We start from the raw sequence: 24,855 nt of genomic DNA on the forward strand, positions 1-24,855 counted from the left end.
AGGACCACAGGTGAAACCGGAACGATCCCGGCTTTCCCTGCGCGATGGTTTTGCGGCTTATACGTGCTCTCCCCGGCGAGACTGGGCTTTGTTGTCACCGTCTTTGCAAAAGCGCTTCGCGCTTTGCAAGGAGACACCTGCCACTAGGGCGTCAGGCCTGCACGATTTCGCCGTCCACCTCGTGCGTGCTCGTCAGTCACGCAGTCAGTGTCCACCGCATCTCGACCCAACACTCGTGACGATCGCGAAGCGCCCCTCAGGCGGGTGAGACGGGCCATTCATACACCGAGCTGCACTTCTGGAAAACAGAAATATTTTTGATGCGAGGCCTTGCGCCGTCGGGCAAATCAGTGCCAAGGGGGACCTCCATCCTCACGTCATTTCGAGGCCCAACGGGGTCCGCGCAACGCGTGGCCCGATGACAGGCCCGCGAGAACCCGGAATCCATTCATCCATAAATCATGTGGCTTGATGGATTGCGGGCTCGTGCCACGAGGCGCGCCCCGGAATGACGGAGAGCAGGCGCTGCAACCGGCAGGATGATGCTCGGACGTTCACTTCACGATCATCATAACATTCATTCTCAAACGCCGCGTGTCATGATACATTCGTCCACTCGGCATCACTGAGCGATCGATTTTGGCCAAGGCAAAGCGAATATTGAAATGGCAGCGCGACCCGGAAGGAATGCGGTTGCGCATTCTCGAGGCCGCGAAGCAGGAATTTGCCGCCCATGGCCTGGCCGGCGCGCGCGTCGACCGCATCGCGGAGATGGCCGGCGCCAACAAGCGCATGCTGTACTACCATGTCGGCAACAAGGAGGATCTCTATCTCGAGGTGCTGGAAGGCGCCTATGAGAAGATCCGCGCCGAGGAACGCACCCTCGATCTCGAACATCTCGATCCGCCCGAGGCGATCGCGCGGCTGATCGATTTCACCTGGAACTATTTTCTGCGTAACCCCGAGTTCCTGGCGCTGCTGAATACGGAAAACCTGTCGAAGGCCAAGCATTTGAAGCGCTCGACCAAGGTCAAGTCGATGCATTCGCCCTTCGTTGAAATGATCCGCACCGTGGTGACGCGCGGGGTGGAGAGCGGCGATTTCCGCGTCGCGGTCGATCCGGTGCAGCTCTACATCTCGATCGCCGGCTTGGCGTTTTTCTATCTCTCCAACAGCGCGACGCTCAGCGTGATCTTCGGCCGCGACCTGCTCAGGAAGGAGGCGCGCGACGAGCGCCTCGAGCATATGATCGCGCTGGTGCTGGCGGCGCTGACCGGCAAGTCCACGGCCACGTTCGGCGCGGCGAAGATGTCTGCGCTGCAGCCGGTCCATCAGGCGGTGTGAACGCCGCCGGCTTGGCGCGTGGTGTCATCACGCCGGGCTACGGATCATCAGCGCTAAAATTCTCATCTGACGAAAGTAGGGGGATTTCGCGGGATTTCGCTGCGCGCCAGGGACTGGACAGTATTTATCCAACGGGTTAATTTCAAATACGAAGAACAGTGATCCAGGGGAGCGTGGCGTGGCGGAGGCGAAGAGCCCTTCAGGCGTGTCGAAGGTGCTGAATGCGGCGTGGGTGCGCCCGTTGCTATTCCTGGTCGTCATCGTGGCGGCCTGGGATCTTTCGATCCGCCTGTTCGAAATCCCGGCCTACCAGATCCCGTCGCCCGGCGATGTCGTCGCGGTGCTTTGGAGCGACTGGCCGGAGCTGCTGCAGCAGTCCTGGCCGACCACCTATGCCACCATCTGCGGCTTCCTGCTCTCGGCGCTGTTCGGCATTCCCGTCGCGATGCTGATCGCCGGCTCGAAGACGGTGGAGAGCTACGTCTATCCGCTGCTGGTGTTCTCGCAGTCGGTGCCGAAGATCGCGATCGCGCCGCTGTTCGTCGTGTGGTTCGGCTTCGGCATCATTCCCAAGGTGATCTCGGCGTTCCTGCTCGGCTTCTTCCCGGTGGTGGTCTCGGCGGTGCAGGGCTTCAAGTCCGTGGACCCCGACATGGTCGATCTGGCGCGCGCGATGCAGGGCAGCCGCTTCCAGGTATTCCGCGCCGTCAACCTGCCGCATGCGATGCCCGCGATCTTCTCCGGCCTGAAAGTGTCGGTGACGCTCGCTGTGGTCGGCGCCGTCGTCGGCGAGTTCGTCGGCTCCAACTCCGGTATCGGATATGTGATGCAGCGCTCGATCGGCACGTTCGACCTGCCGACGATGTTCGCGGCGCTGGTGATCCTGGCGCTGCTCGGGGTGATTCTGTTCTGGATCGTCGACCGCATCGAGCGGCTGGTGATCCCCTGGCACGTCAGCCAGCGCGACGACATCATCTTCGCTTCGTAGGGTTATCGCAGAGCTACACAAAGAGACGAGCAGCCGTCATTGCGAGCGAAGCGAAGCAATCCATGGCGCCACAAGCAGAGGAGTGGATTGCTTCCGCCTTCGCCAAAGGCTTCGGCGGACAAGTCGTCGCTGGCGCCCCTCGCCGTGACGACAAGAAACAACGGGAGGATTATCTGATGCGATTGATCATTGCTGTCATTGCCGCGCTGGCCTGGACTATATCAGGGGTAGTGCCGGCATCCGCCGCCGACAAGGTCGTGCTGATGCTGAACTGGTACGTCTATGGCGAGCATGCGCCGTTCTATTACGGCAAGGCCAAGGGCATCTATGCTGCCGAAGGCATCGACCTGGAGATCCAGGAAGGCCGCGGCTCGGCCGCGACCACCCAGGCCGTGGCCGCCAAGACCGCCGATTTCGGCTATGTCGACGTGCCCACCATGATGCGCGCGGCAGTGAAGGGCGCGCCCGTTATCGCTACCGGCGTGCTGCTGCAGACCAGCCCGATGTCGGCGATGGGATTTGCCGACAAGGACATCCGCAAGCCCGAGGACATCAAGGGCAAGACGGTCGCGATCACGCCGGCGGATTCGATGACGCAGATCTGGCCGCTGTTCCTGAAGAAGACCGGCCTGAAGGAAAGCGATTTCCACACCGTGGCCGGCGACGGCCAGACCAAGCTCAACGCCGTGATCAACGGGCAGGCCGATCTCTTGCTCGGCTACGTCATGGACCAGTCGATGAAGATCAAGGATGCGACCGGCAAGGACGTCTATCCAATCAAGTTCGCCGACTACGGCATCAACATGGTGTCGTCGGGCATCATCGCCAACACCGCCTATGTGAAGGCCAATCCCGATCTCGTCCGCCGCTTCATGTCGGCGACCACGAAGGCGGTGGAAGCCGCCGAGAAGGATCCGAACGCTGCCGCGCAATCGATCCTCGACGCCAACCCGAAGGGTGGCAAGATCGACACGCTGACGCAAGGCTTCGAGCTGACGATCCCGCTCTACCGCACGCCGGAGACCAAGACCAAGCGGCCGTTTCAGGTCACCGACCAGAACATGACCGACTCGGTCAATCTGATGGTCGAGTATGGCGGTCTCGACGCCAAGGCCAAGGACAATCCGAAGGCGTTCTATACCAACGACTACCTGCCGAAGGGCGACTCGTGAGCGCAACTGGCGCCGTCATTCCGGGGCGATGCGAAGCATCGAACTATGATGTGCAATTGCACATCTGAGAATCTTGAGATTCCGAGTCTGGTCCTTCGGACCATCCCGGAAGGACGACGAGGACTAACCGCTTTGAATTGGGCCTAGCCGTATGAAGCCAGCGACCAAACTAAGCTCTGCCGACCAGCCCGCTGCCCATTTGCGCCTGGTCTCGGACCGTGTGGACGGCGCCACGCCGGGGATCACGCTTTCCGGCGTCTCGAAGACCTACCGGTCGCGCGACGGCGACGTGCCGTCGCTACGGCCGCTCGACTTCACCATCAATGACGGCGAGTTCTTCGTCGTGGTCGGCCCGTCCGGCTGCGGCAAGTCCACGCTGCTCAAGATGATCTCGGGCCTGCTGCCGCCGACGACCGGCGAGGTGCTGGTCGACGGCGAGCCCGTGACCAAGCCGCACGGCAATGTCGGCATCGTGTTCCAGAACGCGCTGCTGCTGCCGTGGCGCAACATCCTCTCCAACGTGATGCTGCCGATCGACATGAAGCAGCTGCCGCGGAACAAATATCTCGATCGCGCCAAGGAGCTCTTGAAGCTGGTCGGGCTCGAAGGCTTCGAGAAGAAGCTGCCTTGGCAGCTCTCCGGCGGCATGCAGCAGCGGGCCTCGATCTGCCGTGCGCTGGTGCACGATCCCAAGATCATGCTGATGGACGAGCCGTTCGGCGCGCTCGACGCCATGACGCGCGAGCGCATGAACGTGGAGCTGATGCGGATCCAGCGCGAGACCGGCAAGACGGTGCTCTTGATCACGCACTCGATTCCGGAAGCCGTGTTCCTCGCCGACCGGGTGCTCGTGATGACCGAGCGGCCCGGCGCGATCGCCGCGATCTACGACGTGCCGCTGCCGCGGCCGCGCTCGCTGGATTCGATGTCCGATCCGGTCTTCACCGAGCTGGTGCAGCAGATCCGGAAGCATTTCTTCACGCAGGGCTCGCTGGATTGAGATGGGCATACAGATCGCGAGGAGCTTTCCGATTACCTCGCCCCGCTTGCGGGGGGAGGCCGGAATTTGCGCGACACGCAAATTCCGGGTGAGGGGGGCTATCCGCGAGTCCGCCTTTGCGGAGACGCCCCTCACCCCAACCCCCTTTCCGCAAGAGCGGGGGGAGGGAGAGGCGACCAGCGTGCCGCGACCCATGTTCGCAACGCTCCACGATACATTGTGATGCCGCTTCGTCTCGCAGTTCGTGATATCGCCTTCTTCGAACGTCCGGTCGCTTTCGCCCGGCCGTTCCGCTTTGGCGCGGTCACCATCAATGCGGCGCCGCAGATGTTCGTGTGGGTCGAGATCGAGGTGGAGGGCAAGGGACACGCGACCGGCGCCAGCGCCGAGATGATGGCGCCCAAATGGTTCGACAAGCGGCCGCATCTGGCGCCGGACGAGACGGTCGATGAACTGCGCCGCTCGCTCGCGATCGCGCGCGAGCTGTATCTGGCAAACACGGGTTTTGACACCGCGTTCGGCCTGCACGCCAGATGCATTGGCGCGCAGGTGGCGGCCTGTGCGAAGGAGGACGTCCCGCCGCTTGCCGCAGCCTATGGCCCCGCCGAGATCGACAAGGCGATCCTGGATGCGCTGTTGCGCGGCGTCGGGGTCAGCTTTTTCGACGGCATGGCCGCCAATATTGCCGGCATCGATGCACGGCTGACGCCCGATCTCGATGATGCGGCGATCGCGCGCTTCCTCGCGACCCGCCGGCGGCTCGACCGTGTTGCCGTCAGGCATACGGTCGGAATGGACGACAGGATCGAAGGCGAGGGCGGCGTCGCTGACCCCAAGGAAAACGCCAGCGCGCGCTACTTCAAGCTCAAGCTGAACGGCGATCCCGCGCATGACGCGGCGCGGCTGGCGCGGATCGGCAAGGAGCTGGCTCGGCTACCGTACGCCACCAAGGTCACGCTCGACGCCAATGAGCAATACGCCGATCTCGCCGCGCTGAACGCGCTGGTCGACCGGCTCGACCATGACGCAGCGCTCGCGCCGATCTCATCGAACCTGCTCTATATCGAGCAGCCAATGCCGCGCGACATCACGAAAGCCGCGCCGCTCGGCGGGCTCGCCGCGCGCAATTTCATCATCGACGAGGCCGACGATTCCTATGACGCGTTCCCGGTGGCGCGTGCGCTCGGCTATCGCGGCATCTCGTCGAAATCCTGCAAGGGGATCTACAAGTCGATCATCAACGCGACGCGCGCGACCATATGGAGTGTGAATGGGGCTCGGCATTTCATCAGCGGCGAGGATCTGACCTGCCAGGCCGGGCTCGGCGTGCAGCAGGATCTCGCGCTGGGCGCGCTGATCGGAGTTACTCATGCCGAGCGCAACGGGCACCATTATGTCGATGGCTTTGCCGAGACGCCGGCGGCAGAAGCCGACGCCTTCCTCACGGCGCACCCGGATCTCTACACCCGCGACGGCGGCAAGGTGCGCCTCTCGATCCATGACGGCGATCTCCTGACGGGATCGCTGACGGCACCCGGCTTTGCCAGCTCCGTTCATCCGGACTGGTCCACCATGCAGCCGCTGCAGCGGCCAACCCCACGCGTTTCGCAGGAGCAAGCACTATGACGACCAAACGCCTCGGCCTGATCATGAACGGCGTCACCGGCCGAATGGGGCTCAACCAGCACCTGATCCGCTCGATCGTCGCGATCCGCGACCAGGGCGGCGTGCTGTTGTCGAACGGCGACCGCATCATGCCGGATCCGATCCTGGTCGGTCGCGATGCGGAGAAAGTGGCCGCATTGGCAAAGCGCTTCAACATCGCGCGCTCTACCACCGATCTCGATCGCGCACTGGCCGACAAGGGCGACACCGTGTTCTTCGACGCCGCGACCACGCAGGCGCGGCCCTCGCTGCTGACCAAGGCGATCAACGCCGGCAAGCACGTCTATTGCGAGAAGCCGATCGCGACCACGCTGGAAGAGGCGGTCGAGGTCGTGAAGCTCGCCAACGCGAAGGGCCTCAAGCACGGCACGGTGCAGGACAAGCTGTTCCTGCCGGGACTGAAGAAACTTGCCTTCCTGCGCGACTCCGGTTTCTTCGGCCGCATGCTCTCGGTGCGCGGCGAGTTCGGCTACTGGGTGTTCGAGGGCGGCTGGCAGGAAGCGCAGCGGCCGTCGTGGAACTACCGCGCCGAGGACGGCGGCGGCATCATTTTGGACATGGTCTGCCACTGGCGCTACGTGCTCGACAATCTGTTCGGCGAGGTCGAGAGCGTGGTCTGCATCGGCACGACGGACATTCCCGAGCGCTACGACGAGAAGGGCAAGAAGTACCAGGCGACAGCGGATGATTCCGCCTATGCCACCTTCAAGCTGAAGGGCGGCGTGATCGCGCATATCAACATGAGCTGGGTGACGCGGGTCTATCGCGACGACCTCGTCACCTTCCAGGTCGACGGCACCCATGGCTCGGCGGTCGCCGGCCTGACCGACTGCATGATCCAGGCGCGCCAGGCGACGCCGCGGCCGGTGTGGAATCCCGACGAGAAGCGGCTGCATGACTTCTATGCCGACTGGCAGAAGCTGCCTGAGAACGTCGTCTACGACAACGGCTTCAAGGAGCAGTGGGAGATGTTCATCCGCCATGTCTGCGAGGATGCGCCCTACAAATACACGCTGCTCGAAGGCGCCAAGGGCGTGCAGCTTGCCGAATGCGCGCTGAAGAGCTGGAGGGAGCGGCGCTGGATTGATGTCGCACCGATCGTGGTCTGAGATGAGGACTTCGTCATGAGCAAGCCGGTCCTGCCGAAATCATCCCTGTCGCTGAAGCTGCCGACCGCAGGCGGTGGCCTCGAGACCTATCGCCTCGCAGCCTCCCGCAGCTTTCCGGCAAAGCTCGAGGGCACGCTGAACCGCGTGGCGTTCTCGGCCGCGCATGTGGTGGCCGACCCGCACGCCGACGTCGATCCGTGGCTGACCGCGGCAATCGACTGGGACCGCACCATCGCATTCCGTGAGCATGTCTGGGACCTCGGCCTCGGTGTCGCCGAGGCAATGGACACCGCGCAACGTGGCATGGGGCTCGATTGGGCGACCTCGCTGGAACTGATCCAGCGTTCGGTGAAGGCGGCGAAGGCGCGGGGCAACGCGCTGATGTTCTCCGGCGCGGGCACCGATCATCTCGCGGTAGAGGATGCGAAGACGATCGACGACGTGATCCGCGCCTATGAGGAGCAGATCGCCGCAGTGGAGAAGGTCGGCGGCCGCATCATCCTGATGGCCTCGCGCGCATTGGCAAAACTCGGCAAGAGTGCGGAGGATTACGCCAAAGTCTATGACCGCGTGCTGTCGCAGGTCGGCGAGCCCGTGATCATTCACTGGCTCGGCGACATGTTCGATCCGGCGCTGACGGGTTATTGGGGTGCCGCCGATCTCGACAAGGCGATGGACACCGCGGTTGCGATCATCAACGCCAACGCGGCCAAGGTCGACGGTGTCAAGGTGTCGCTGCTCGACAAGCAGCGGGAGATCGACATGCGACGGCGGCTCGATCCGCGCGTCAAGATGTATACCGGCGACGACTTCAACTATGCCGAACTGATCGCCGGCGACGACAAGGGCTTTTCCCACGCGCTGCTCGGCATCTTCGATGCGATCGCACCGGCCGCGTCCTACGCGCTGTCGCGGCTCGCGGTGGGCGACGAGGCCGGCTTCCACGACGTGTTGGGGCCGACGGTGCCGCTGTCGCGGCACATCTTCAAGGCGCCGACGCGCTTCTACAAGACCGGCATCGTGCTCATGGCCTATCTCAACGGCCATCAGGATCATTTCACGATGGTCGGCGGACAGGAGAGCGCGCGCTCGACCCTGCATCTCGCCGAGCTGTTCCGGCTCGCCGACAAGGCCGGGCTGCTCGCGAATCCGGAATTAGCGACGCGCCGGATGACGATGATCCTCGCCATGCGCGGCATCGACGCCTGATGCGCGACTTTTCCAACGATCATCGCTGGCTGTCGCTGAACACGGCCACCGTCCGCAAGCAGGGTGATCTCGTCGCCATCATCGAGGCCTGCGCGCGGCACGGCATCCGCGCCATCGATCCCTGGCGCGACCAGGTCGCCAGCATCGGGCTCGAACGCGCAGTGCGCGCGGTGAAGGACGCCGGGCTTGATCTTTCCGGCTATTGCCGCGGCGGCATGTTCTCGGCCGACGCCGCGCACCAGAGCGCTGTGCGCGACGACAACCGCCGCGCGGTCGACGAGGCCAAGGCGCTCGGCGCCTGCTGCATCGTGCTCGTGGTCGGCGGCCTGCCGCAATATTCACGGCCGGGCAGCACGGCGTCGAAGGACATCGCGGCGGCGCGGGCGCAGGTGCATGACGGCATCGCCGAGATGCTGGAGTATGCAAAGCAGGCGAAGCTGCCGCTCGCGATCGAGCCGCTGCATCCGGCCTATGCCGCAGACCGCGCCTGCGTGAACACCACGAAGCAGGCGCTCGACATCTGCGATGCGCTGGATCCCGGCCGCACCGGCGCGATCGGCGTCGCGCTCGACGTCTATCACATCTGGTGGGACCCGGAGCTGAACGCCCAGATCGTGCGCGCCGGCAAGGACCGGCTGCTCGCATTCCATGTCTGCGACTGGCTGGTGCCGACCAGGGACATCCTCAACGACCGCGGCATGATGGGCGATGGCGTGATCGACATCAAATCGGTCCGCGCAGCCGTCGAGGCGCAGGGCTTTGCCGGCTATTCGGAGATCGAGATCTTTTCCGACGACTGGTGGGGCCGGCCGATGGACGAGGTGTTAAAGACCTGCATCGAACGGCACCGGACCGTCGTCTGACCTCATCCTGAGGAGCGGCGCGAACGCTGCTCCTCACTATGACGGTTGAGTGTTACGAATCCTGATCGCGGTGCGCGAGCTCCAGCGTGACGAGCCGCGCCAGCAGCGTTGCGGGATAGAGCTGGCCGAAGATTGCCTCGACATTGCACAGGCTGCGCGCGATGGGGTGAAGCGGCGCGAGGTCGCCATAGCCTGTCGTCGTGAGCGTGGCGAACGAGAAATAGATCAGCTGGCTTGCCAGCGTCGGGCTGTCGGCGATCTTCATGCCGGAAAATGCGGTCGGCACCAGCGTGCCGATGAAGGTGTAGAGCGCCGAGAAGATCACTGCGACCATGAGGTAAAGCAGGATCGCACCGATCACGCGGTGATAGGTCACGCGTCCCGGCGCGAAGGTCGCGCGCGCCACCGTCACCGCCATGGTGACGCCGACGATCAGCCAGGAGCCGGCGAACAGATTGAGGTCGAGGATCGAAGGCGAACGCAGCCGAAAGATCGCGCCGATCACTATCATCGCGAGCGCGACGAGCATGGCCACCACCGCGAACGCGCTGCCCGACATCACGAACACGCCCGCTACCAGGAACAGCGCCAGCAGTAGTTCGAAGATCTGGAACTCGAACAGGCCGAGCGCCTGCAGCGGCGCCACCACGAACATCATGATCAGAATCAGGACGGTGAGCACCGTCAGCAGGGAATCGCCCCAGCGCTCGCGCAGCTCACCGATGCTCATCCAACCGCGCTTCATTCCTGCCCCGTCATTCGGCATGACATCAGGATGCCGGTGCCAAACATTGCTGCGCGGCGGCCGCAAAGGCAATGCGGAGGATTGGCATCGCGCGGGCACGCCCCCCGGCGGTCTCAGCGCATGCCGGCCGCCTCAGTGGCTCGCGACCTGTTGCAGCGTGTTGAAGCGTGCTTTCTGCTCGCTGCTCAGCGTGGCGTAGAACTCGTCCAGCGCAGGCTCGATCAGCCTGGCGGCCTTCTGCATGGCCTCGAGCCGGTGCTGCATCGCCTCTAGCCGGCCGACCGGCGTCAGCGGCACGTCGTTCGGGCAGGCCGCCTGCAGGTCCGCGATGGCTTTTGTGGTCGCATCGCTCAGGCGCTCGAGCGCGTCCTTCTGCTTGCCCGCCGGATGAAGCGAGGCCTCGATCCTGTTGATCGGCAGTTGCGCCAGGTCGGATTTCGAATCGCCGCAATTCCCGGATTGCGCAGCCGCTTCCTGCTGTTGCTGCGAACGCTCGCCGACATGCGGGCCGAGGGCATTGAAGCGGGCCTGTTGCTCGTCGCTGAGCGAGTTGTAGAAATTCTCCAGCGCGGGCCGCACGATCTTGATCGCCTCAAGCGTCGCGCTGATGCGGTTCAGCATCGACCGCAACCGGCCGGGTGGCGTCAGGGCATAGCTGTCCGTGCAGGAGTCCTTGAAGACATCGGCAGCCTTCGCCGCGGCAGTCTTCAAGTCGTCGAGCAGGGCGCGCTGCTCCTGGTTCGGCCGTACCGCCCGCGCGATGTCGGCAAGCGGCCAGGCCGTGACGCCCTTGTCCGGTTCTCCGCAGAGCTGCTTGATGGCCTGCGGACTCGTCTCGGCGCGTTGGCGGGACCGATAGCGGCCTCCGGTCGCCGGATAGTTGCCAGGATAGATGCTGGCATAGGCGGAGTAGGGACTGCTGGTGTCCCAGAACACGGTGTCGACGAAGTCGTCGTAGGCGTAGGCCCAATAGCTGGGCTCGTAGGCATAGGACCAGAACGTGTAGTCAAAAATATCCGAATAGGCGTAAGGCCAGAACACCGGGCCAAGCCACGCCACGAACACCGCGCGGTGGCCGCGTCGCCAGGAATGCCGGGGTGCCCAGCCGCCTTGGCGCGCGACAAGCGCCGCCTGGGCTTGCGCTCCCGCCTGCTCGCGGAAGTGCGCGGCAAATCGTTCGCGCTGAGCTGCCTGCGCGGCGGCGGTGGTCGCGGCTGCGACTCCGACCGTCGTCGCCGCCAGACCCAATCGCTGCTGGCGAGCAAGGTCGGCTTGCTGTGCGCGCTGCTCGCGTTGCAGCAGGCGGTTCTGCGCCTGTAGTGCCCGGTCATGGACGCGTTGCGCGCGCGCGCCCTCGACCTTTTGCGACTGCAACTGCTGCACGCGTTGCTGGAGCCGATCGATCCGGGTCTGCCGCTCCGCGGTCTGGCGCGAGAGCGTCTCGCGCTGCCGCTGCTGCGCCGTCTGCTGGCGCTGCTGGATCAACTGCTGACGCTGTTGCGCGCGCTGTTGAATCCGCTCCGTCGGCGACGGCCGCTCGCTCAAGCGCGACGGCGGGCTCGGTCGTGACGGCGCGGCCAAATGGGGAGCCGGGCGCCGCGGCGGTGCCCCACGACGGAATTCGGGTCGAGGCATTGCTACGCGCGGCGCGGCGATATGGGGAGCCCGGCGCGGCGACGGGGCGGCGAAACGCGGTGCCGGGCGCGGCGCCATCGCCGGTCGCTGTGGCGCACGGAACGCAGGTGCGGCCGGCCGAGCCATTGCGGGTGGCCGAGCCATTGCAGGCGGCCTAGCCATTGCAGGCGGCCTAGCCATTGCAGGCGGCCGAGCCATTGCGGGAGAGGCGGCGCGCGCCATTGGAGCGGCAGGACGCACCGCCGCGGGCGGTGCGGCCGGTCTTGCCGCCAGTCCCGGCGGCACACCCCTCCCACGTGGCTGGGCGGATGCGCCGCCGCTCGCCACCAGCATCGAAACACCAATCAAAAATACGACAAAGCGAACGCTCCGGGGAAGCATGAGCGTAGCTCTCCGTTCACCAGTCGCCCGCAGCACTTTAACGCACAGACGTCGGAATCGTTCGTTGTTGGCCACAGCCAGCGTTGCGGTCTTCCGACGCAGGGAACTGTCAGGAGACCTCCTGCGTGAGGGCAGGCGTGATCCGCTCCAGTGCCCAGTCGACCTGATCGGCCGTGATCACCAGCGGCGGAGCGATGCGGATGGTGTGCTCGTGAGTGTCCTTGGCGAGGATGCCGCGTGCCTGCAGCGCCAGGCAGTAGCGGCGGGCGCCACCGGCCTCCGGATGAAGCTCGACCGCCAGCATCAGTCCGCGCCCGCGCACCTCGCGGATCACGTTGGCGCGGATGTCCTGCAATCCTGCAAGAAAACGCGAGCCCTGTTGCGCAGCGTTCTCGATCATCCCGTCCTCGATCAACACGCGCAGCGCCGCGCGCGCCACCGCGCAGGCCAACGGGTTGCCGCCGAAGGTCGAGCCGTGCTGGCCGGGCCGCAACGTGCCGAGCACGGCGTTGTTGGAAAGCACGGCAGACACCGGATAGAAACCGCCCGACAGTGCCTTGCCGAGCAGCGTTACGTCGGCCTCGATGCCTTCGTGCTGCTCGGCGAGCAGCTTGCCGGTGCGGCCGAGCCCGGTCTGGATCTCGTCGAGCACGAGCATCACATTGTGCGCGGTGCACAGTTCGCGCACACGGGTGAAATAGCCCGGCGGGGGAATGATGACGCCGGCCTCACCCTGGATCGGCTCGACCAGGAAGGCCGCGGTGTTCGGCGTGATCGCCTGCTCGAGCGCTGTGGCGTCGCCGAACGGGATGATCCTGAAGCCCGGCGCGAACGGGCCGAAATGGTCGCGCGTCGCCGAATCGGTCGAGAAGCCGACGATGCCGAGCGTGCGTCCGTGGAAATTATTGGCGCAGACGATGATCTCGGCCTGCCCGTCCGGCACGCCCTTGACCTCATAGGCCCATTTGCGCACCGTCTTGATCGCGCTCTCCACCGCCTCGGCGCCGCTGTTCATCGGCAGCACCTTGTGCGAGCCGGTCAGCTCCGCGAGCTCGCGGTAGAAGGGAGCGAGCTGGTCGTTATGGAAGGCGCGCGAGGTCAGCGTCAGCCGGCGCGCCTGCTCGACCATCGCTGCCAGGATCTTCGGATGGCAGTGACCCTGGCTCACCGCCGAATAGGCGGAGAGACAGTCGAGATAGCGGTTGCCGTCGGTGTCCCAGACCCAGACGCCTTCGCCGCGAGACAGCACGACCCCGATCGGCTCGTAATTGTAGGTGCCAAAGCGTGCTTCGGTTGCGAGGAAATCGGTGACCGATGCGCTCATCCTGCGTCACTCCTGCTGCAGCGCGCCGGACAGAACGCCCGAGCGCTCTTTGGCTTGATGTGGGCATCGGACCGCCCGCGGAGAAGTGCCTTGGCCGAAAATGCACTAGGCGTTGATGCTGCAGGGCACGCTGAGAAAGCCGCGGAAGCGCACCCGGCCGCCGCGCACTGGTTCGCCGTCGAGCGCGTAGTTCGGAAAGCGCTTAAGAAACCGCGAGATCGCGATCGCGCCTTCAAGCCGCGCCAGCGCCATCCCGGCGCATTGATGCGCGCCGGTGCCGAAGGCGAGATGGCGGTTCGGCGTGCGCGCGACGTCGAAGCTTTCAGGGTCGGGGAATTGTGCGGGGTCGCGGTTGGCGGCGCCGATGCACAGCGTGACAAGCGTGCCGGCCGGCATCCTGATGCCGCCAAGCGCGATCTCTTCCACGATCATGCGGTTGCCGAGCTGGTTCGAACTCTCGTAGCGCAGCATTTCCTCGACGGCGGTCTTGATCAGGTCAGGCTGTGCGATCAGGCGCTTCTTCTGGTCGGGGTGTTCGTGGAGTGCGACGAGCCCGTTGCCGATCAGATTGGTGGTGGTCTCGTGGCCGGCGTTGAGCAGGAAGATGCAGTTGTGCAGCAGCTCCTTTGCCGTCAATCGCTCGCCATTGTCTTCACCCTGGATCAGCCGTGTCAGCACGTCGCGGTCGGGATTGCCGGGGCTGGCGCGGCGGCGTTCGACGAGGGTTTCGAGATAGGCGAGGAAATCCTTCACGGCTCTGTTGCCACGGTCGAACGCCTCCTCGCCGATCACCGGCTCCAGCGCACCCAAAATCGCCAGCGACCAGTCGCGCAACGGCTCGCGCTCGTCGCGCGGCACGTCGAGCAGATTGCCGATCACCTCGACCGGGATCGCCGAGGCGAAATCGCCGATCAGTTCGAAGCGCTCTTTCGCGGCGATGCGGTCGAGCAGGCTGTCGACCAGCGCGATCAAATCGGGCTCCATGCCGGCAATTGCCCGCGGTGACAGCGCGCCCATGATCAGCCGCCGCACGCGGGTGTGCGCCGGCGGGTCGTTGAAGACGAGGCTTGTCGTGTGGTGCTCGTAGAGCAGAGAGTCGCCGTATTTTGGCAAGAACTCCTTCTTCTTGTCGGATGAGAAGGCCTTGGTGTTCTTGTAGGCGATAACGAGATCGTCGTAGCGGGTCAGGAAGTAGCAGCCGTTCGGCATCCGCTTAACCGGCGCGTTCTCCCGCAGCGCACGATAGGTCGGGTAGGGGTTCGCGTAGAAGTCCGGCGTCAGTCTTTCGAGGTCGAAACGATCGGACAGCTCTCGCGCCTGCACATCCATGCCGAATGCCCAATCTGATTAGTTTCAATTGCAACTATCGTAAGCCGCGCCCCGCCGCCGCGCAACACAATTTGCGGTGCATCCGGGACACTTCGCCGCACGCCAGAGCGTTTTCAGGCGAAGTGGATACCGGCTTGCGTGAAGAAACCGCGTCCAAGCCAAGATTCGGGAGCTTCGGTTCTGATTCAATCAGAACCGAAAAGCGCTCGTGCGGTGCGAGTAAATCGCAGAGCCATATGCGGTTTTGCGCTTTGATGAAGTGCGCGGGCGCCACTACAGTCCCAGGCTAAACAGTCTGAAACCGGAAACGCCGATGCATGCCCGTGCCGAGACCGCGGCCTCCTGGCCCGAGGAGATCTTTTCGATATTGCAGCGCTTCGATGTGCGCCAGGTGCCCTATGTGCCGGATGCCGGCCATTCGCAGCTGATCGAGCGCGTGCTCGGCTCGTCCTCGATGCGCGGCGTCGCGCTGACGACCGAAGAGGAGGGCGTCGCGCTGCTCGCGGGCGCCTGGGCCGGCGGCCAGCGCGGCGTGCTGCTGATGCAGTCGAGCGGGGTCGGCAACTGTATCAACATGCTGTCCTTGGTGCAGATCTTCCGCTTGCCCTTCTTCGCCCTGGTGACGATGCGCGGCGAATGGGGCGAGTTCAATCCCTGGCAGGTGCCGATGGGCTCGAGCACCCAGGCCGTCCTCGAACTGTCCGGCATCAAGGTACTGCGCGCCTCGCACCCGGATGAGGTGCGGGAGGTGGTCGAGGCCGGCGCCGCCCAAGCCTACAACGCCTGCACGCCAACCGCCGTTCTGCTGTCACAGCGCCTGATCGGGGCAAAGGTCTTCACCAAATGAGCAAAGCCAATCTCCTCGACCGCCGGGCCGTCGTTTCGCAACTGCTCAAGGACCGCAAGGGCGCCATCGCCGTCGGCGGCCTCGGCGCCTCCACCTACGACATCGCCGCCGCCGGCGACCACGACCGCAACTTCTATCTGTGGGGCGGCATGGGCGGCGCCGTGATGATCGGGCTCGGGCTCGCGCTGGCGCAACCGACACTGCCGGTGGTGGTGATCACCGGCGACGGCGAGATGCTGATGGGCATGGGCAGCCTCGCCACCGTCGGCCTGCAGCAGCCCAAGAACCTCTCGATCATCGTGCTCGACAATGAGGCCTATGGCGAGACCGGCGGCCAGGCGAGCCATACCGGGTCGACCGCCGACCTGGTCGGCGTTGCCAAAGCGTGTGGAATCAAGGATACGAGCAACATCACGACCCTGGCCGAGGTTGAGGCGTTTGCCTCGTCTTTACAAGACGTTACGACTGGGCCTCGGTTCGCCAGCGTCAAGATCGACGGTGCCAATCTGGAGCGCGTGCTGTCCAGCCGCGACGGCACCTACATCGTCAACCGCATCCGCGGGTCCCTCGGGCACACTCCGATATAAAACGGCTTTCGCGGTGCGATAGAACCTTGACATCTGGTAAGGTGAGTGATTACTCACGACCCAAATGTCTACCTTACGCATGACGAGTGACTTGCGGCGTCAGTTGATACTGAGCGCCGCAAAGCGGTGTTTCGCCCGCAACGGCTTTGCCGGCACCACGACAAAGAGCGTGGCGGCCGCGGCTGCGATTTCGGAAGGGCTGTTGTTCAAGCACTTCCCCTCGAAAGCGGCGCTGTACGCCGAGATCCTCGCCGAGGAGTGCGAGGCGGATCCGGACCTCGTGCACCTGCTCGGGCAGGAGCCGTCGACCGCGACGCTGGTCGAGCTGGTGGAGGGCATGGTCGGCCACTTCATGCAGCTACGCAACGCGCCGGACCAGGAAGAGGCGCAGCGCCTGCGGCTGATGGTGACGAGCCATCTCGACGATGGCGAATTCGCACGCCTCCTCTATGACAAGGTCGGCAAGCTGATCGGGCCGACCTTTGCCGCCTCGATCGAGCGCGCGATTGCCGCGGGCGACGCGACGCGGATCGGCGGCGAGCCGCTCAACCTGTTCTGGTTCGCCCATCACACCGTGCTGATGGGAGCGCTCACGCAGCTCCCTGCGACACCATGTCTCTCCTACAGCGATGCTGCCGCCGCGGAGCGGCAGCTGTGCCAGTTCATCCTTCGCGGTATCGGACTTACCGAAGCCGCAATTGCCACACATTTGGGCCGCCAGCCGTCACCGGGTCAGGGAAAGTCGGTAACTGCAGAAAGTGCATGACATGAATATTCAGACCGAAAGCCATATCTCGGGGCAACCGATTAAGGAAAAGACCGTCAAGCGCCCTGTCCGCATGGTGCGCTGGTTCATCATCGTGGGGCTGCTGCTGGCCGTGCTGGTCGGTGGCTTGGTCGGCTTCAACGCCTTCCGCAGCCATATGATTGCGCAGTTCTTTGCCAACAACAAACCGCCGCCGTCGAATGTCTCCGCCGTCGAGGCGAAGTCCGAGGTGATTCCGAATCTCCTGACCGCGGTCGGCGATCTCGTCGCGGTGCACCAGGTCAACGTCACCAGCGATGTGTCGGGCCGCATCACCAACATCCTGTTCACGGCCGGCAGCCATGTGAAGGCGGGTACGCCGCTCGTGCAATTGTTCGACGCACCTGAACAGGGCGACCTCGCCAACTACAAGGCGCAGGCAACCGTGGCGGAGCTTCAGCTCGACCGCGCCAAGCAGCTCGCGGCGCGCCAGTTCGGGCCGCAGTCCACCGTCGATCAGGCACAGGCGACATTCGACCAAGCCAAGGCGGGCATTGCCAGGACCGAGGCGATCATCTCGCAGAAGCTGGTACGCGCCCCGTTCGATGGTGACCTCGGCGTTCGCCAGGTCGAAGTCGGCCAGTACCTGACGGCAGGGACGCAGATCGTGTCGCTGACCGATCTGTCGGTGCTCTATGCGAACCTCACCGTCACCGAGAAGCAGAGCTCGCAGATCAAGGTCGGCCAGACCGTGCGGGTTTCGGTCGACGCCTATCCGGGCCGGACCTTCGACGGCAAGATCACGACGATCGAGCCGCAGATCGCAACCGATACCCGCAACATCCGCGTTCAGGCGACGATCCAGAACCCGGACCGCATCCTCAAGCCCGGCATGTTCGCGACCACCACGATCGTGCTGCCCGAGAAGCCGGCGGTCGTCACCGTTCCCGAAACGGCGGTCGACTACACGCTGTACGGAGACTCGGTGTTCCTGATCAACGAAAAGAAGGGCGATGACGGCAAGACCACGCTGACCGCGGACCGCACCTTCGTGAAGACGGGCAACCGCGTCGAAGGCCGTGTCGAAATCCTGAAGGGCCTGAAGCCCGGCGACCGTGTCGTCGCCGTCGGCCAGATCAAGCTGCAGTCGGGGATGCCGGTCGCGATTTCGACCGATCCGCCACCGCCGGTTCCAGCCGAGCCGCCGCGCTACTAACGGCGATCACCTGAATACGGAGGGCCATTGGGCCCTCCGCCACATGTCGCCGCAATCGGCAGAGAACACGAGTAGGGTTGGCAATGGCCTTCACTGACATTTTCATCAAGCGGCCGGTGCTGTCGATCGTCGTCAGCATGTTGATCCTGCTGATCGGCCTGCGCGCCGCGATGGTCCTGCCGATCCGGCAATATCCGAACCTGTCGAACACAGTGGTGACGATCACCACCTCGTATCCCGGTGCGTCGCCGGAGTTGATCAACGGCTTCATCACCACGCCGATCGAGCAGGCGGTCGCCTCCGCCGAGGGCGTCGACTACATGACGTCGAACTCGGTGCTCGGCACCTCGACGATCCAGGTCTACATCAAGCTCAATCACGATCCGAACCAAGCGCTGACCGAGGTCCTCGCCAAGGTCAACTCGGTCAAATACCTGATCCCGAAAGAAGCCTTCGACCCGGTCGTGACCAAGGCGACCGGTGATACCATCGCGGTGATGTATCTCGGCTTCTCCAGCGAGGAGCTGACCGGATCGGCGATCTCCGACTATCTGACGCGCGTCGTGCAGCCGGTGCTGTCAACCGTCGACGGCGTCGCATCCGCCGACATTCTCGGCGGCCAGACCTTCGCAATGCGCGTCTGGCTCGATCCGATCCGCATGGCCGGCCGCGGTGTGTCGCCGAACGACGTCGCCGCCGCGATCGCCGCCAACAACTTCCAGGCGGCCGCCGGCCAGACCAAGGGCTTCTTCATCGTCTCAAACGTCTCGGCCAATACCGACCTTCAGAGCATCGATCAGTTCAAGCGGATGATCGTGAAGTCCAAGGACGGCGGCTTCGTGCGCATCGAGGACATCGCGACGGTGGAGCTGGCGGCCCAGAGCACGGATGCCAGCGTCGCCTTCAATGGCGAGCATGCGATCTTCATCGGCATCAAGGCGACGCCGCAGGGCAACCCGCTGACGCTGGTGAAGGGCGTGCGTGCGCTGTTCCCCGAGCTTGAGCGCAATCTGCCCCCTTCGATGAAGATGAAGGTGGCCTATGACTCCACCAAGTTCATCCAGTCGTCGATCGACGAGGTGCAGAAGACGCTCGGCGAAGCGGTCATCATCGTTGTCGTCGTCATCTTCCTGTTCCTGGCGTCGATCCGCTCGGTGATCATCCCGGTCGTGACGATTCCGCTGTCGCTGATCGGCGTCTGCATCCTGATGCTTGCCGCCGGTTTCAGCTTCAATCTGCTGACGCTGCTGGCGATGGTGCTGGCGATTGGCCTCGTGGTCGACGACGCGATCGTGGTGGTGGAGAACATCCATCGCCATCTCGAGGAAGGCATGCCACCTGTACAGGCGTCGCTGAAGGGGGCGCGCGAAATCGTGGGCCCCGTCATCTCGATGACGATCACGCTCGCGGCGGTGTACGCGCCGATCGGCTTCCTCGGCGGCGTGACCGGTGCGCTGTTCCGCGAATTCGCCTTCACGTTGGCCGGCTCGGTGATTGTGTCGGGCGTGATCGCCCTGACGCTGTCGCCGATGATGTGCTCGGTGTTTCTCAAGAGTGCCGACGAGGGGCGTTTCGCCAGGCTCGTCAACCGCGTGTTCGGCGCGATGACGCGCTGGTACGGCCGCCAGCTCGACCGCTCACTCGACTATCGCCCGATCACCGGCCTGTTTGCGGTGACCATCCTCGGCCTGGTCGGATTCCTTTATATGCATACGCAGAAGGAGCTGGCGCCGCAGGAAGACCAGGGCATCGTGTTCGCGGTGACCAAGGCGCCGAAATACGCCAACATCGATTATATCGACTACTACGGCGACAAGATCGACAAGGAATTCAAGAAGTTTCCCGAGACCGACTTGCGGTTCGTGCTGAACGGCATCACCGGTCCGCAGGGCGGCTTCGCCGGCATGCTGCTCAAGCCGTGGAATGAGCGCAAGCGCTCCGCGCAGACACTTCAGCCGCTGGTGCAGAACGAGTTGTCGAAGATCGAGGGCGTCAGCGCGTTCGCGTTCAGCCTGCCGCCGCTGCCCGGCGGTCCGGGCGGTCTGCCGGTCCAGATGGTGATCAGCTCGACGTCCGGGTTCCAACAGGTGTTCGAGCAGATGGACAAGCTAAAGGACGCCGCGCGCAAGAGCGGCCTGTTCATCGTCACCGACAGCGACCTCAACTTCAATCAGCCGGTGGTCCGCGTGAAGGTCGACCGCACCAAGGCGAGCGACCTCGGCATCACCATGCAGTCGATTGGCAATGCGCTGGCGACGCTGCTCGGTGGCAACTACGTCAACCGCTTCAATCTGGAGGGACGTTCCTATCAGGTGATTCCGCAGGTGGCGCGCGTCAACCGGTTGGCGCCGGAGTCATTCGACAACTACTATGTCCCGTCAGCGACCGGACAGCTAGTGCGGCTGTCGACCGTGGTCTCGGTCGAAACCGGCGTCGATCCGAACGCGCTGACCCACTACAACCAGCTCAACTCGGCGACCTTCCAGGCCGTGCCGATGCCGGGCGTCTCGATGGGGCAGGCGGTGGAGTTCCTGCAGGGTGAAGCCAAGAAGCTGCCGTCCGGCTTCAGCTACGACTTCCTGGCCGACTCCCGGCAGTACGTGCATGAAGGTAATCAGCTGCTGGTCACCTTCGCGTTCGCCATCATCATCATCTTCCTGGTGCTGGCGGCGCAGTTCGAGAGCCTGCGCGATCCGTTCGTGATCATGATCAGCGTGCCGATGGCGATCGTCGGTGCCCTGATCCCGCTGTTCTTCGGCGTCGCGACCATGAACATCTACACCCAGGTGGGTCTGCTGACGCTGGTCGGGCTGATCACCAAGCACGGCATCCTGATGGTCGAGTTCGCCAACGAGCTGCAGCTCAACGAGGGGCTCGACCGTCGCTCGGCGATCGAGATGGCAGCCCGTATCCGCCTGCGTCCGATCCTGATGACGACGGCGGCGATGGTCACCGGCCTGCTGCCGCTGCTCACCGCTTCGGGCGCCGGTGCCGCCAGCCGCTTCTCGATCGGTCTCGTGGTCGTGGCCGGCATGACGATCGGCACGCTGTTCACGCTGTTCGTGCTGCCGGCCGTCTACATGACGATCGCGACCGACCACCAGGCCAAGTCGAACTCCGAACGCGCCAAGCAGATCGCCGATTTCGATCTCGAAGGCGGCCGCGGCGCACTGAAACCGACCTGAGCCCTCCAAGCTCATGTTCGCAGGAGAGGCGGCACTGGCGAAGGCCACTGCCGCCTCTTCTTTGTCCCGCGACATCCCGCGCCGGTGGCCGGCTCAGGATGACGGTGAAGGACCAGTGGTCGTAACGGCGACGCTACCGCGCCTTGGGGTCCAGCGCATCGCGCAGGCCGTCGCCGACCAGGTTGAACGACAGCACCACCAGGAAGATCGCGAGCCCCGGCCAGATCGCCATCCACGGCGCGCTGGTGAGGAAGCGCTGCGCGGCGTTGAGCATGCTGCCCCAGGATGGCGCCGGCGGCTGCTGGCCGAGGCCGAGGAAGGAGAGCGCGGCCTCGGCGATGATCGCGGCCGCGATCGACAGCGTCGCCTGCACCAGCAGCGCCGCCAGAATGTTCGGCAGGATGTGGACCAGCGCGATGCGCCAGCGCGGATTGCCCATGGCGCGCGCCGCCTCGACATAGTCCTCGACCTTGACGCTCATCACCTGGCCGCGGGTCAGGCGGATGAAGATCGGCGTGGCCGAGACGCCGATCGCGATCATCGCATTGCCGAGGCTCGGCCCGAGGAAGGCCGCAAGCGCGATCGCCAGGATCAGGAACGGGCAGGCCAGCATCGCGTCGGTGATGCGGCTGATCAGCGCATCGATGAAGCCGCCGCGATAGCCGGCGACGAGCCCGAGCGGGACGCCGATCACCAGCGCAATGCCGACCGAGATCACGCCCGCGAGCAGCGAGGCACGGGCGCCGAACACGACGCGCGCCAGCACGTCGCGGCCGAGTTCGTCGGTGCCGAACCAGTGCTGCGCTGACGGCGCCTTGCGCACCAGCGACCAGCTCGTCGCGATCGGATCGTAGGGCACGATCAGCGGCGCGAATACGGCAAGCAGGATAAAGATCGCGATCACGGCAAGGCCGAGCACCGCGCCCTTGCGTCTGACGAGCCGTCGCCAGGCGCGCCGCGCCGGGCTCTCCAGCGTCTCGGCGGCGGCAAGCGAAGCGGTTGTCCCAAGCGCTGTCATCCGATCAGCTCCTCAGCCGCGGGTTGACGAGGATGTAGGCGATGTCGGCGATCAGGTTGAGCGTGATGTAAATCGTCGCTGTCGTCAGCACCACGCCCTGCACCACGGCGTAATCGCGGTTGAACACGGCGTCGACGATCAGCTTGCCGAAGCCGGGGATAGAGAAGATCTGCTCGGTGAGGACTGCGCCCGACAACAGCGTGCCGAGCTCGAGCGCGCCGAGCGTGATGATCGGCGTCAGCGCGTTGCGCATCGCGTGCTTGAGGATCACCGCGCGCTCGGAGAGCCCCTTGGCGCGTGCGGTGCGTACATAATCGCTCTCCAGCACCTGCAGCATGGCGCTGCGGGTGTGGCGCATCAGGATCGCCGCGATTGCGTTGCCGAGTACGAAGGCCGGCATGATGGTGGCCGCGAGGCTGGCGCGCCAGTCCTCGGTCAGCGGCACATAGCCGGAGGCGGGCAGCCAGCCCAGTTCGATCGAGAACAGGAAGATCAGCATGATGCCGAGCCAGAAGTTCGGCGTCGAGATGCCCCACAGCGCGAACAGATTGGCGCCGTAGTCCCAGGCGCTGCCTTTCTTCACCGCCGAGATGATGCCGGCGGGAATCCCGATCAGGAAGGCGATCACGATCGCCATGCCGGCGAGTTGCAGCGTCACCGGCAGCTTCTGTGCGATCAGGCTCAGCACCGGCATCTTGTTGCGCAGGGATTCGCCGAAATCGCCCGACAGCACGCCCTTGACCCAGTAGGCATATTGCACCGGGATCGGCCGATCGAGATGGTACTGCTGGCGGATCTGCTCGATGACGGCGGGATCGCGCTCCTCGCCCGCCATCACCAGCGCCGGATCGCCCGGCAGCAAATGTTGCAGGGAGAAGATCAGGATCGAGACAAAGAACAGCGTCGGGACGATCTGCAGCAGCCGCTTGGCGAGAAAGTTCAGCATGGCGATGCTCGTGTTCCGGCCGCCCCCGCGATCATTTCAGCTTCAGCCCGACCACGCGCACCAGGCCGTCGGGCATCTGCTTGTACCCCTCGAGCTTGGTGGTGTGCGCGATGATGATGCGGCGGTGGTAGAGGTAGAGGATGGCCTCGTCATCGAGTTCGAGCTTGGTCAGTTTCGCATAGATCGCCTTGCGCTGCGCCATGTCGGTGGTGAGACGAGCGTCATCGAGCGCCTTGTCGGCCTCGGGATTGCTCCAGGCGCTGTAGTTCTGCGGCGCGTTGCTGTGCAGGAAGACATAGGAGTTGCCGTCCGGATCGATGCGGCCGCTCCAGGCCAGCATAAAGGCCTGGTAGTCGCCGGCCTCGGCCTGCTTCAGCGAGGTCGCAAACTCGGTGACCCTGATCTTCATGTCGAAGCCGGCCTCCGCCGCCATCGACTGAATGACCTGCGCGGTGCCTTCGGTTTCGGGCCCCTTCGGCACCATGAAGTCAACCGTCACGGGCGGCGTGACGCCGGCCTCCTTGAGCAGCGTCTTGGCCTTCTCGACGTCGCGCGGACGGATCGGGAAGTCCTTCTGGTAATAGGGATGGTCGGGGCTGACCCACTGGTTTCCAGGCTTGAACTCGCCATTGAACACCACCTGGTTGATGGCGTCGCGATCGATCGATAGGTCGAGCGCCTGCCGCACCTTGGCGGACTGGCTCAAGGGCCCCTTGGCCTTGTCCTTGCCGATGTTGAGCGTGACGCCCTGATAGCCGAGCTCAATCGCGCTCGACACTTTCAGGCGGGAATCCGCGCGCACATCCTTCAGGTCGGTCGCGAGCACGCGCTCGATCAGATCGAGCCCGCCGGATTTCAGATTGGCGAGCCGCACGGTGGCGTCGACGATCGGCAGATAGACGATGCGGTCGATGAAGACGTTGTCCTTGTTCCAGTAGTCGGCGAACTTCTCCAGCACGATGCGGTCCTGCTGCACGCGCTCGACGAATTTGTAGGGGCCGGCACAGACCGGGTGCAGGCCGAACTTGTCACCCTCCGCTTTCGCGGCCTTGGGCGACACCATCATGCCGGCGCGGTCGGTCAGCTGCGCGATCAGCGGCGAGAACGGCGCCTTCAGCACCAGCTTGATGGTGAGGGGATCGACGACGTCGATATGATCGACACTGGCGAGCTCCGGCTTGCGGAACGAGCCGGGGAAGGTCAGGTGGCGCTCCAGCGAGAATTTTGCGGCCTCCGCATCGAACGGCTCGCCGTCCTGGAACTTGACGCCGGGGCGGAGCTTGATCGTGACCTCCCTGCCGTCGGCGGAGGTCTCGTGCGACAGCGCAAGCTGCGGCACGATGTTGAGCTTCTCGTCGATGTCGAACAGCTTGTCGCAGAGCGCGGCAAACACGATGCGGCCGACATAGGTGCGCGCCATGGTCGGATCGAGGACATCGGGGTCCTCGGCAAGCCCGATCCGCAGCGTGGTTTGGGCATGGGCGTTTGCGGCCAGCGACAGCAACAGGGCCGCGGCGGTCGCCGCCAAACGAAGCATCCTCATCACA

The 24,855-nt window shown here is 64.5% G+C and carries 20 protein-coding genes; 13 read left to right on the top strand and 7 right to left on the bottom strand.

All coding sequences use genetic code 11. From position 1 onward, the window contains the following. The first annotated feature begins 639 nt into the window (after window positions 1-639). From MTX23_RS11290 to MTX23_RS11325, 8 genes are all read left to right on the top strand, one after another. Window positions 640-1,344 (top strand): TetR/AcrR family transcriptional regulator, encoded by a 705-nt coding sequence (locus MTX23_RS11290; protein ID WP_280976709.1) that lies wholly within the window; start codon window positions 640-642, stop codon window positions 1,342-1,344. Window positions 1,345-1,522: 178 nt separating this feature from the next. Next, entirely contained in the window at window positions 1,523-2,332 is an 810-nt protein-coding gene (locus MTX23_RS11295) for an ABC transporter permease (protein WP_280976710.1), read from the top strand. 176 nt (window positions 2,333-2,508) lie between these two features. After that, complete coding sequence (locus tag MTX23_RS11300; protein WP_280978044.1) at window positions 2,509-3,504, top strand: ABC transporter substrate-binding protein; 996 nt, start codon at window positions 2,509-2,511, stop codon at window positions 3,502-3,504. Between the two features lie 151 nt (window positions 3,505-3,655). Next, window positions 3,656-4,504: an ABC transporter ATP-binding protein gene (locus tag MTX23_RS11305; protein WP_280976711.1), complete on the top strand. Its 849-nt coding sequence runs from the start codon at window positions 3,656-3,658 to the stop codon at window positions 4,502-4,504. Between the two features lie 222 nt (window positions 4,505-4,726). Further along, a complete protein-coding gene (locus MTX23_RS11310; protein WP_280976713.1) occupies window positions 4,727-6,130 on the top strand; it encodes a hypothetical protein in 1,404 nt (467 codons plus the stop codon). Further along, entirely contained in the window at window positions 6,127-7,278 is a 1,152-nt protein-coding gene (locus MTX23_RS11315; RefSeq protein WP_280976714.1) for a Gfo/Idh/MocA family oxidoreductase, read from the top strand. The genes MTX23_RS11310 and MTX23_RS11315 overlap by 4 nt, the downstream gene beginning before the upstream one ends. A 15-nt stretch (window positions 7,279-7,293) precedes the next feature. Continuing rightward, window positions 7,294-8,487, top strand: coding sequence for a dihydrodipicolinate synthase family protein (locus MTX23_RS11320; protein WP_280976715.1), 1,194 nt, complete (start codon window positions 7,294-7,296; stop codon window positions 8,485-8,487). After that, complete coding sequence (locus tag MTX23_RS11325) at window positions 8,487-9,350, top strand: sugar phosphate isomerase/epimerase family protein (protein ID WP_280976716.1); 864 nt, start codon at window positions 8,487-8,489, stop codon at window positions 9,348-9,350. Before MTX23_RS11320 ends, MTX23_RS11325 begins: the two co-directional genes overlap by 1 nt. Before the next feature lie 52 nt (window positions 9,351-9,402). Here MTX23_RS11325 and MTX23_RS11330 read toward each other — a convergent pair whose 3' ends face one another. The 4 genes from MTX23_RS11330 to MTX23_RS11345 form a co-directional block, all read right to left on the bottom strand. Continuing rightward, entirely contained in the window at window positions 9,403-10,080 is a 678-nt protein-coding gene (locus MTX23_RS11330) for a potassium channel family protein (protein ID WP_280976717.1), read from the bottom strand. Window positions 10,081-10,227: 147 nt separating this feature from the next. Continuing rightward, entirely contained in the window at window positions 10,228-11,808 is a 1,581-nt protein-coding gene (locus MTX23_RS11335; protein ID WP_280976718.1) for a Spy/CpxP family protein refolding chaperone, read from the bottom strand. Between the two features lie 412 nt (window positions 11,809-12,220). Continuing rightward, entirely contained in the window at window positions 12,221-13,435 is a 1,215-nt protein-coding gene (rocD, locus tag MTX23_RS11340; RefSeq protein ID WP_280976719.1) for an ornithine--oxo-acid transaminase, read from the bottom strand. 105 nt (window positions 13,436-13,540) lie between these two features. Beyond that, window positions 13,541-14,764 (bottom strand): cytochrome P450, encoded by a 1,224-nt coding sequence (locus MTX23_RS11345; protein ID WP_280976720.1) that lies wholly within the window; start codon window positions 14,762-14,764, stop codon window positions 13,541-13,543. Window positions 14,765-15,077: 313 nt separating this feature from the next. On the opposite strand from MTX23_RS11345, the gene MTX23_RS11350 reads away from it, so the two are divergent. The 5 genes from MTX23_RS11350 to MTX23_RS11370 all read left to right on the top strand — a co-directional run bounded on the left by MTX23_RS11350 (window position 15,078) and on the right by MTX23_RS11370 (window position 21,344). Further along, complete coding sequence (locus tag MTX23_RS11350; RefSeq protein WP_280976721.1) at window positions 15,078-15,611, top strand: thiamine pyrophosphate-binding protein; 534 nt, start codon at window positions 15,078-15,080, stop codon at window positions 15,609-15,611. Further along, window positions 15,608-16,198 carry a thiamine pyrophosphate-dependent enzyme gene (locus MTX23_RS11355; RefSeq protein ID WP_280976722.1) on the top strand — a complete coding sequence of 197 codons (591 nt, stop codon included), beginning with the start codon at window positions 15,608-15,610 and terminating at the stop codon, window positions 16,196-16,198. Before MTX23_RS11350 ends, MTX23_RS11355 begins: the two co-directional genes overlap by 4 nt. A 64-nt stretch (window positions 16,199-16,262) precedes the next feature. Next, window positions 16,263-16,964: a TetR/AcrR family transcriptional regulator gene (locus MTX23_RS11360; protein ID WP_280976723.1), complete on the top strand. Its 702-nt coding sequence runs from the start codon at window positions 16,263-16,265 to the stop codon at window positions 16,962-16,964. A gap of 1 nt (window position 16,965) precedes the next feature. Then, window positions 16,966-18,159, top strand: a complete 1,194-nt coding sequence (locus MTX23_RS11365; RefSeq protein ID WP_280976724.1) for an efflux RND transporter periplasmic adaptor subunit — start codon at window positions 16,966-16,968, stop codon at window positions 18,157-18,159. Window positions 18,160-18,242: 83 nt separating this feature from the next. Beyond that, on the top strand, window positions 18,243-21,344 hold the full coding sequence (locus MTX23_RS11370; protein ID WP_280976725.1) for a multidrug efflux RND transporter permease subunit: 3,102 nt from the start codon (window positions 18,243-18,245) through the stop codon (window positions 21,342-21,344). Window positions 21,345-21,477: 133 nt separating this feature from the next. Here MTX23_RS11370 and MTX23_RS11375 read toward each other — a convergent pair whose 3' ends face one another. From MTX23_RS11375 to MTX23_RS11385, 3 genes are read right to left on the bottom strand one after another with little or no spacing between them, the layout of a single operon-like run. Then, the gene (locus MTX23_RS11375) at window positions 21,478-22,362 is read right to left on the bottom strand and encodes an ABC transporter permease (RefSeq protein ID WP_280976726.1); all 885 of its coding nucleotides are present in this window, start codon (window positions 22,360-22,362) and stop codon (window positions 21,478-21,480) included. A gap of 4 nt (window positions 22,363-22,366) precedes the next feature. Further along, a complete protein-coding gene (locus tag MTX23_RS11380) occupies window positions 22,367-23,308 on the bottom strand; it encodes an ABC transporter permease (protein WP_280976727.1) in 942 nt (313 codons plus the stop codon). Between the two features lie 31 nt (window positions 23,309-23,339). Beyond that, window positions 23,340-24,851: an ABC transporter substrate-binding protein gene (locus MTX23_RS11385; RefSeq protein ID WP_280976728.1), complete on the bottom strand. Its 1,512-nt coding sequence runs from the start codon at window positions 24,849-24,851 to the stop codon at window positions 23,340-23,342. Window positions 24,852-24,855: the final 4 nt, after the last annotated feature.

Origin of the sequence: Bradyrhizobium sp. ISRA436 (genome assembly GCF_029910015.1) — a bacterium.
GTDB lineage: Bacteria > Pseudomonadota > Alphaproteobacteria > Rhizobiales > Xanthobacteraceae > Bradyrhizobium.

Bases quoted from the DNA above. Each gene is read 5' to 3' on its own strand.
- MTX23_RS11300 (WP_280978044.1), top strand. From the start codon at position 2,509: ATGCGATTGATCATTGCTGTCATTGCCGCGCTGGCCTGGACTATATCA.
- MTX23_RS11305 (WP_280976711.1), top strand. From the start codon at position 3,656: ATGAAGCCAGCGACCAAACTAAGCTCTGCCGACCAGCCCGCTGCCCAT.
- MTX23_RS11310 (WP_280976713.1), top strand. From the start codon at position 4,727: ATGCCGCTTCGTCTCGCAGTTCGTGATATCGCCTTCTTCGAACGTCCG.
- MTX23_RS11315 (WP_280976714.1), top strand. From the start codon at position 6,127: ATGACGACCAAACGCCTCGGCCTGATCATGAACGGCGTCACCGGCCGA.
- MTX23_RS11320 (WP_280976715.1), top strand. From the start codon at position 7,294: ATGAGCAAGCCGGTCCTGCCGAAATCATCCCTGTCGCTGAAGCTGCCG.
- MTX23_RS11325 (WP_280976716.1), top strand. From the start codon at position 8,487: ATGCGCGACTTTTCCAACGATCATCGCTGGCTGTCGCTGAACACGGCC.
- MTX23_RS11330 (WP_280976717.1), bottom strand. From the start codon at position 10,080: ATGAGCATCGGTGAGCTGCGCGAGCGCTGGGGCGATTCCCTGCTGACG.
- MTX23_RS11335 (WP_280976718.1), bottom strand. From the start codon at position 11,808: ATGGCGCCGCGCCCGGCACCGCGTTTCGCCGCCCCGTCGCCGCGCCGG.
- rocD (WP_280976719.1), bottom strand. From the start codon at position 13,435: ATGAGCGCATCGGTCACCGATTTCCTCGCAACCGAAGCACGCTTTGGC.
- MTX23_RS11345 (WP_280976720.1), bottom strand. From the start codon at position 14,764: ATGGATGTGCAGGCGCGAGAGCTGTCCGATCGTTTCGACCTCGAAAGA.
- MTX23_RS11350 (WP_280976721.1), top strand. From the start codon at position 15,078: ATGCATGCCCGTGCCGAGACCGCGGCCTCCTGGCCCGAGGAGATCTTT.
- MTX23_RS11355 (WP_280976722.1), top strand. From the start codon at position 15,608: ATGAGCAAAGCCAATCTCCTCGACCGCCGGGCCGTCGTTTCGCAACTG.
- MTX23_RS11360 (WP_280976723.1), top strand. From the start codon at position 16,263: ATGTCTACCTTACGCATGACGAGTGACTTGCGGCGTCAGTTGATACTG.
- MTX23_RS11365 (WP_280976724.1), top strand. From the start codon at position 16,966: ATGAATATTCAGACCGAAAGCCATATCTCGGGGCAACCGATTAAGGAA.
- MTX23_RS11370 (WP_280976725.1), top strand. From the start codon at position 18,243: ATGGCCTTCACTGACATTTTCATCAAGCGGCCGGTGCTGTCGATCGTC.
- MTX23_RS11375 (WP_280976726.1), bottom strand. From the start codon at position 22,362: ATGACAGCGCTTGGGACAACCGCTTCGCTTGCCGCCGCCGAGACGCTG.
- MTX23_RS11380 (WP_280976727.1), bottom strand. From the start codon at position 23,308: ATGCTGAACTTTCTCGCCAAGCGGCTGCTGCAGATCGTCCCGACGCTG.
- MTX23_RS11385 (WP_280976728.1), bottom strand. From the start codon at position 24,851: ATGAGGATGCTTCGTTTGGCGGCGACCGCCGCGGCCCTGTTGCTGTCG.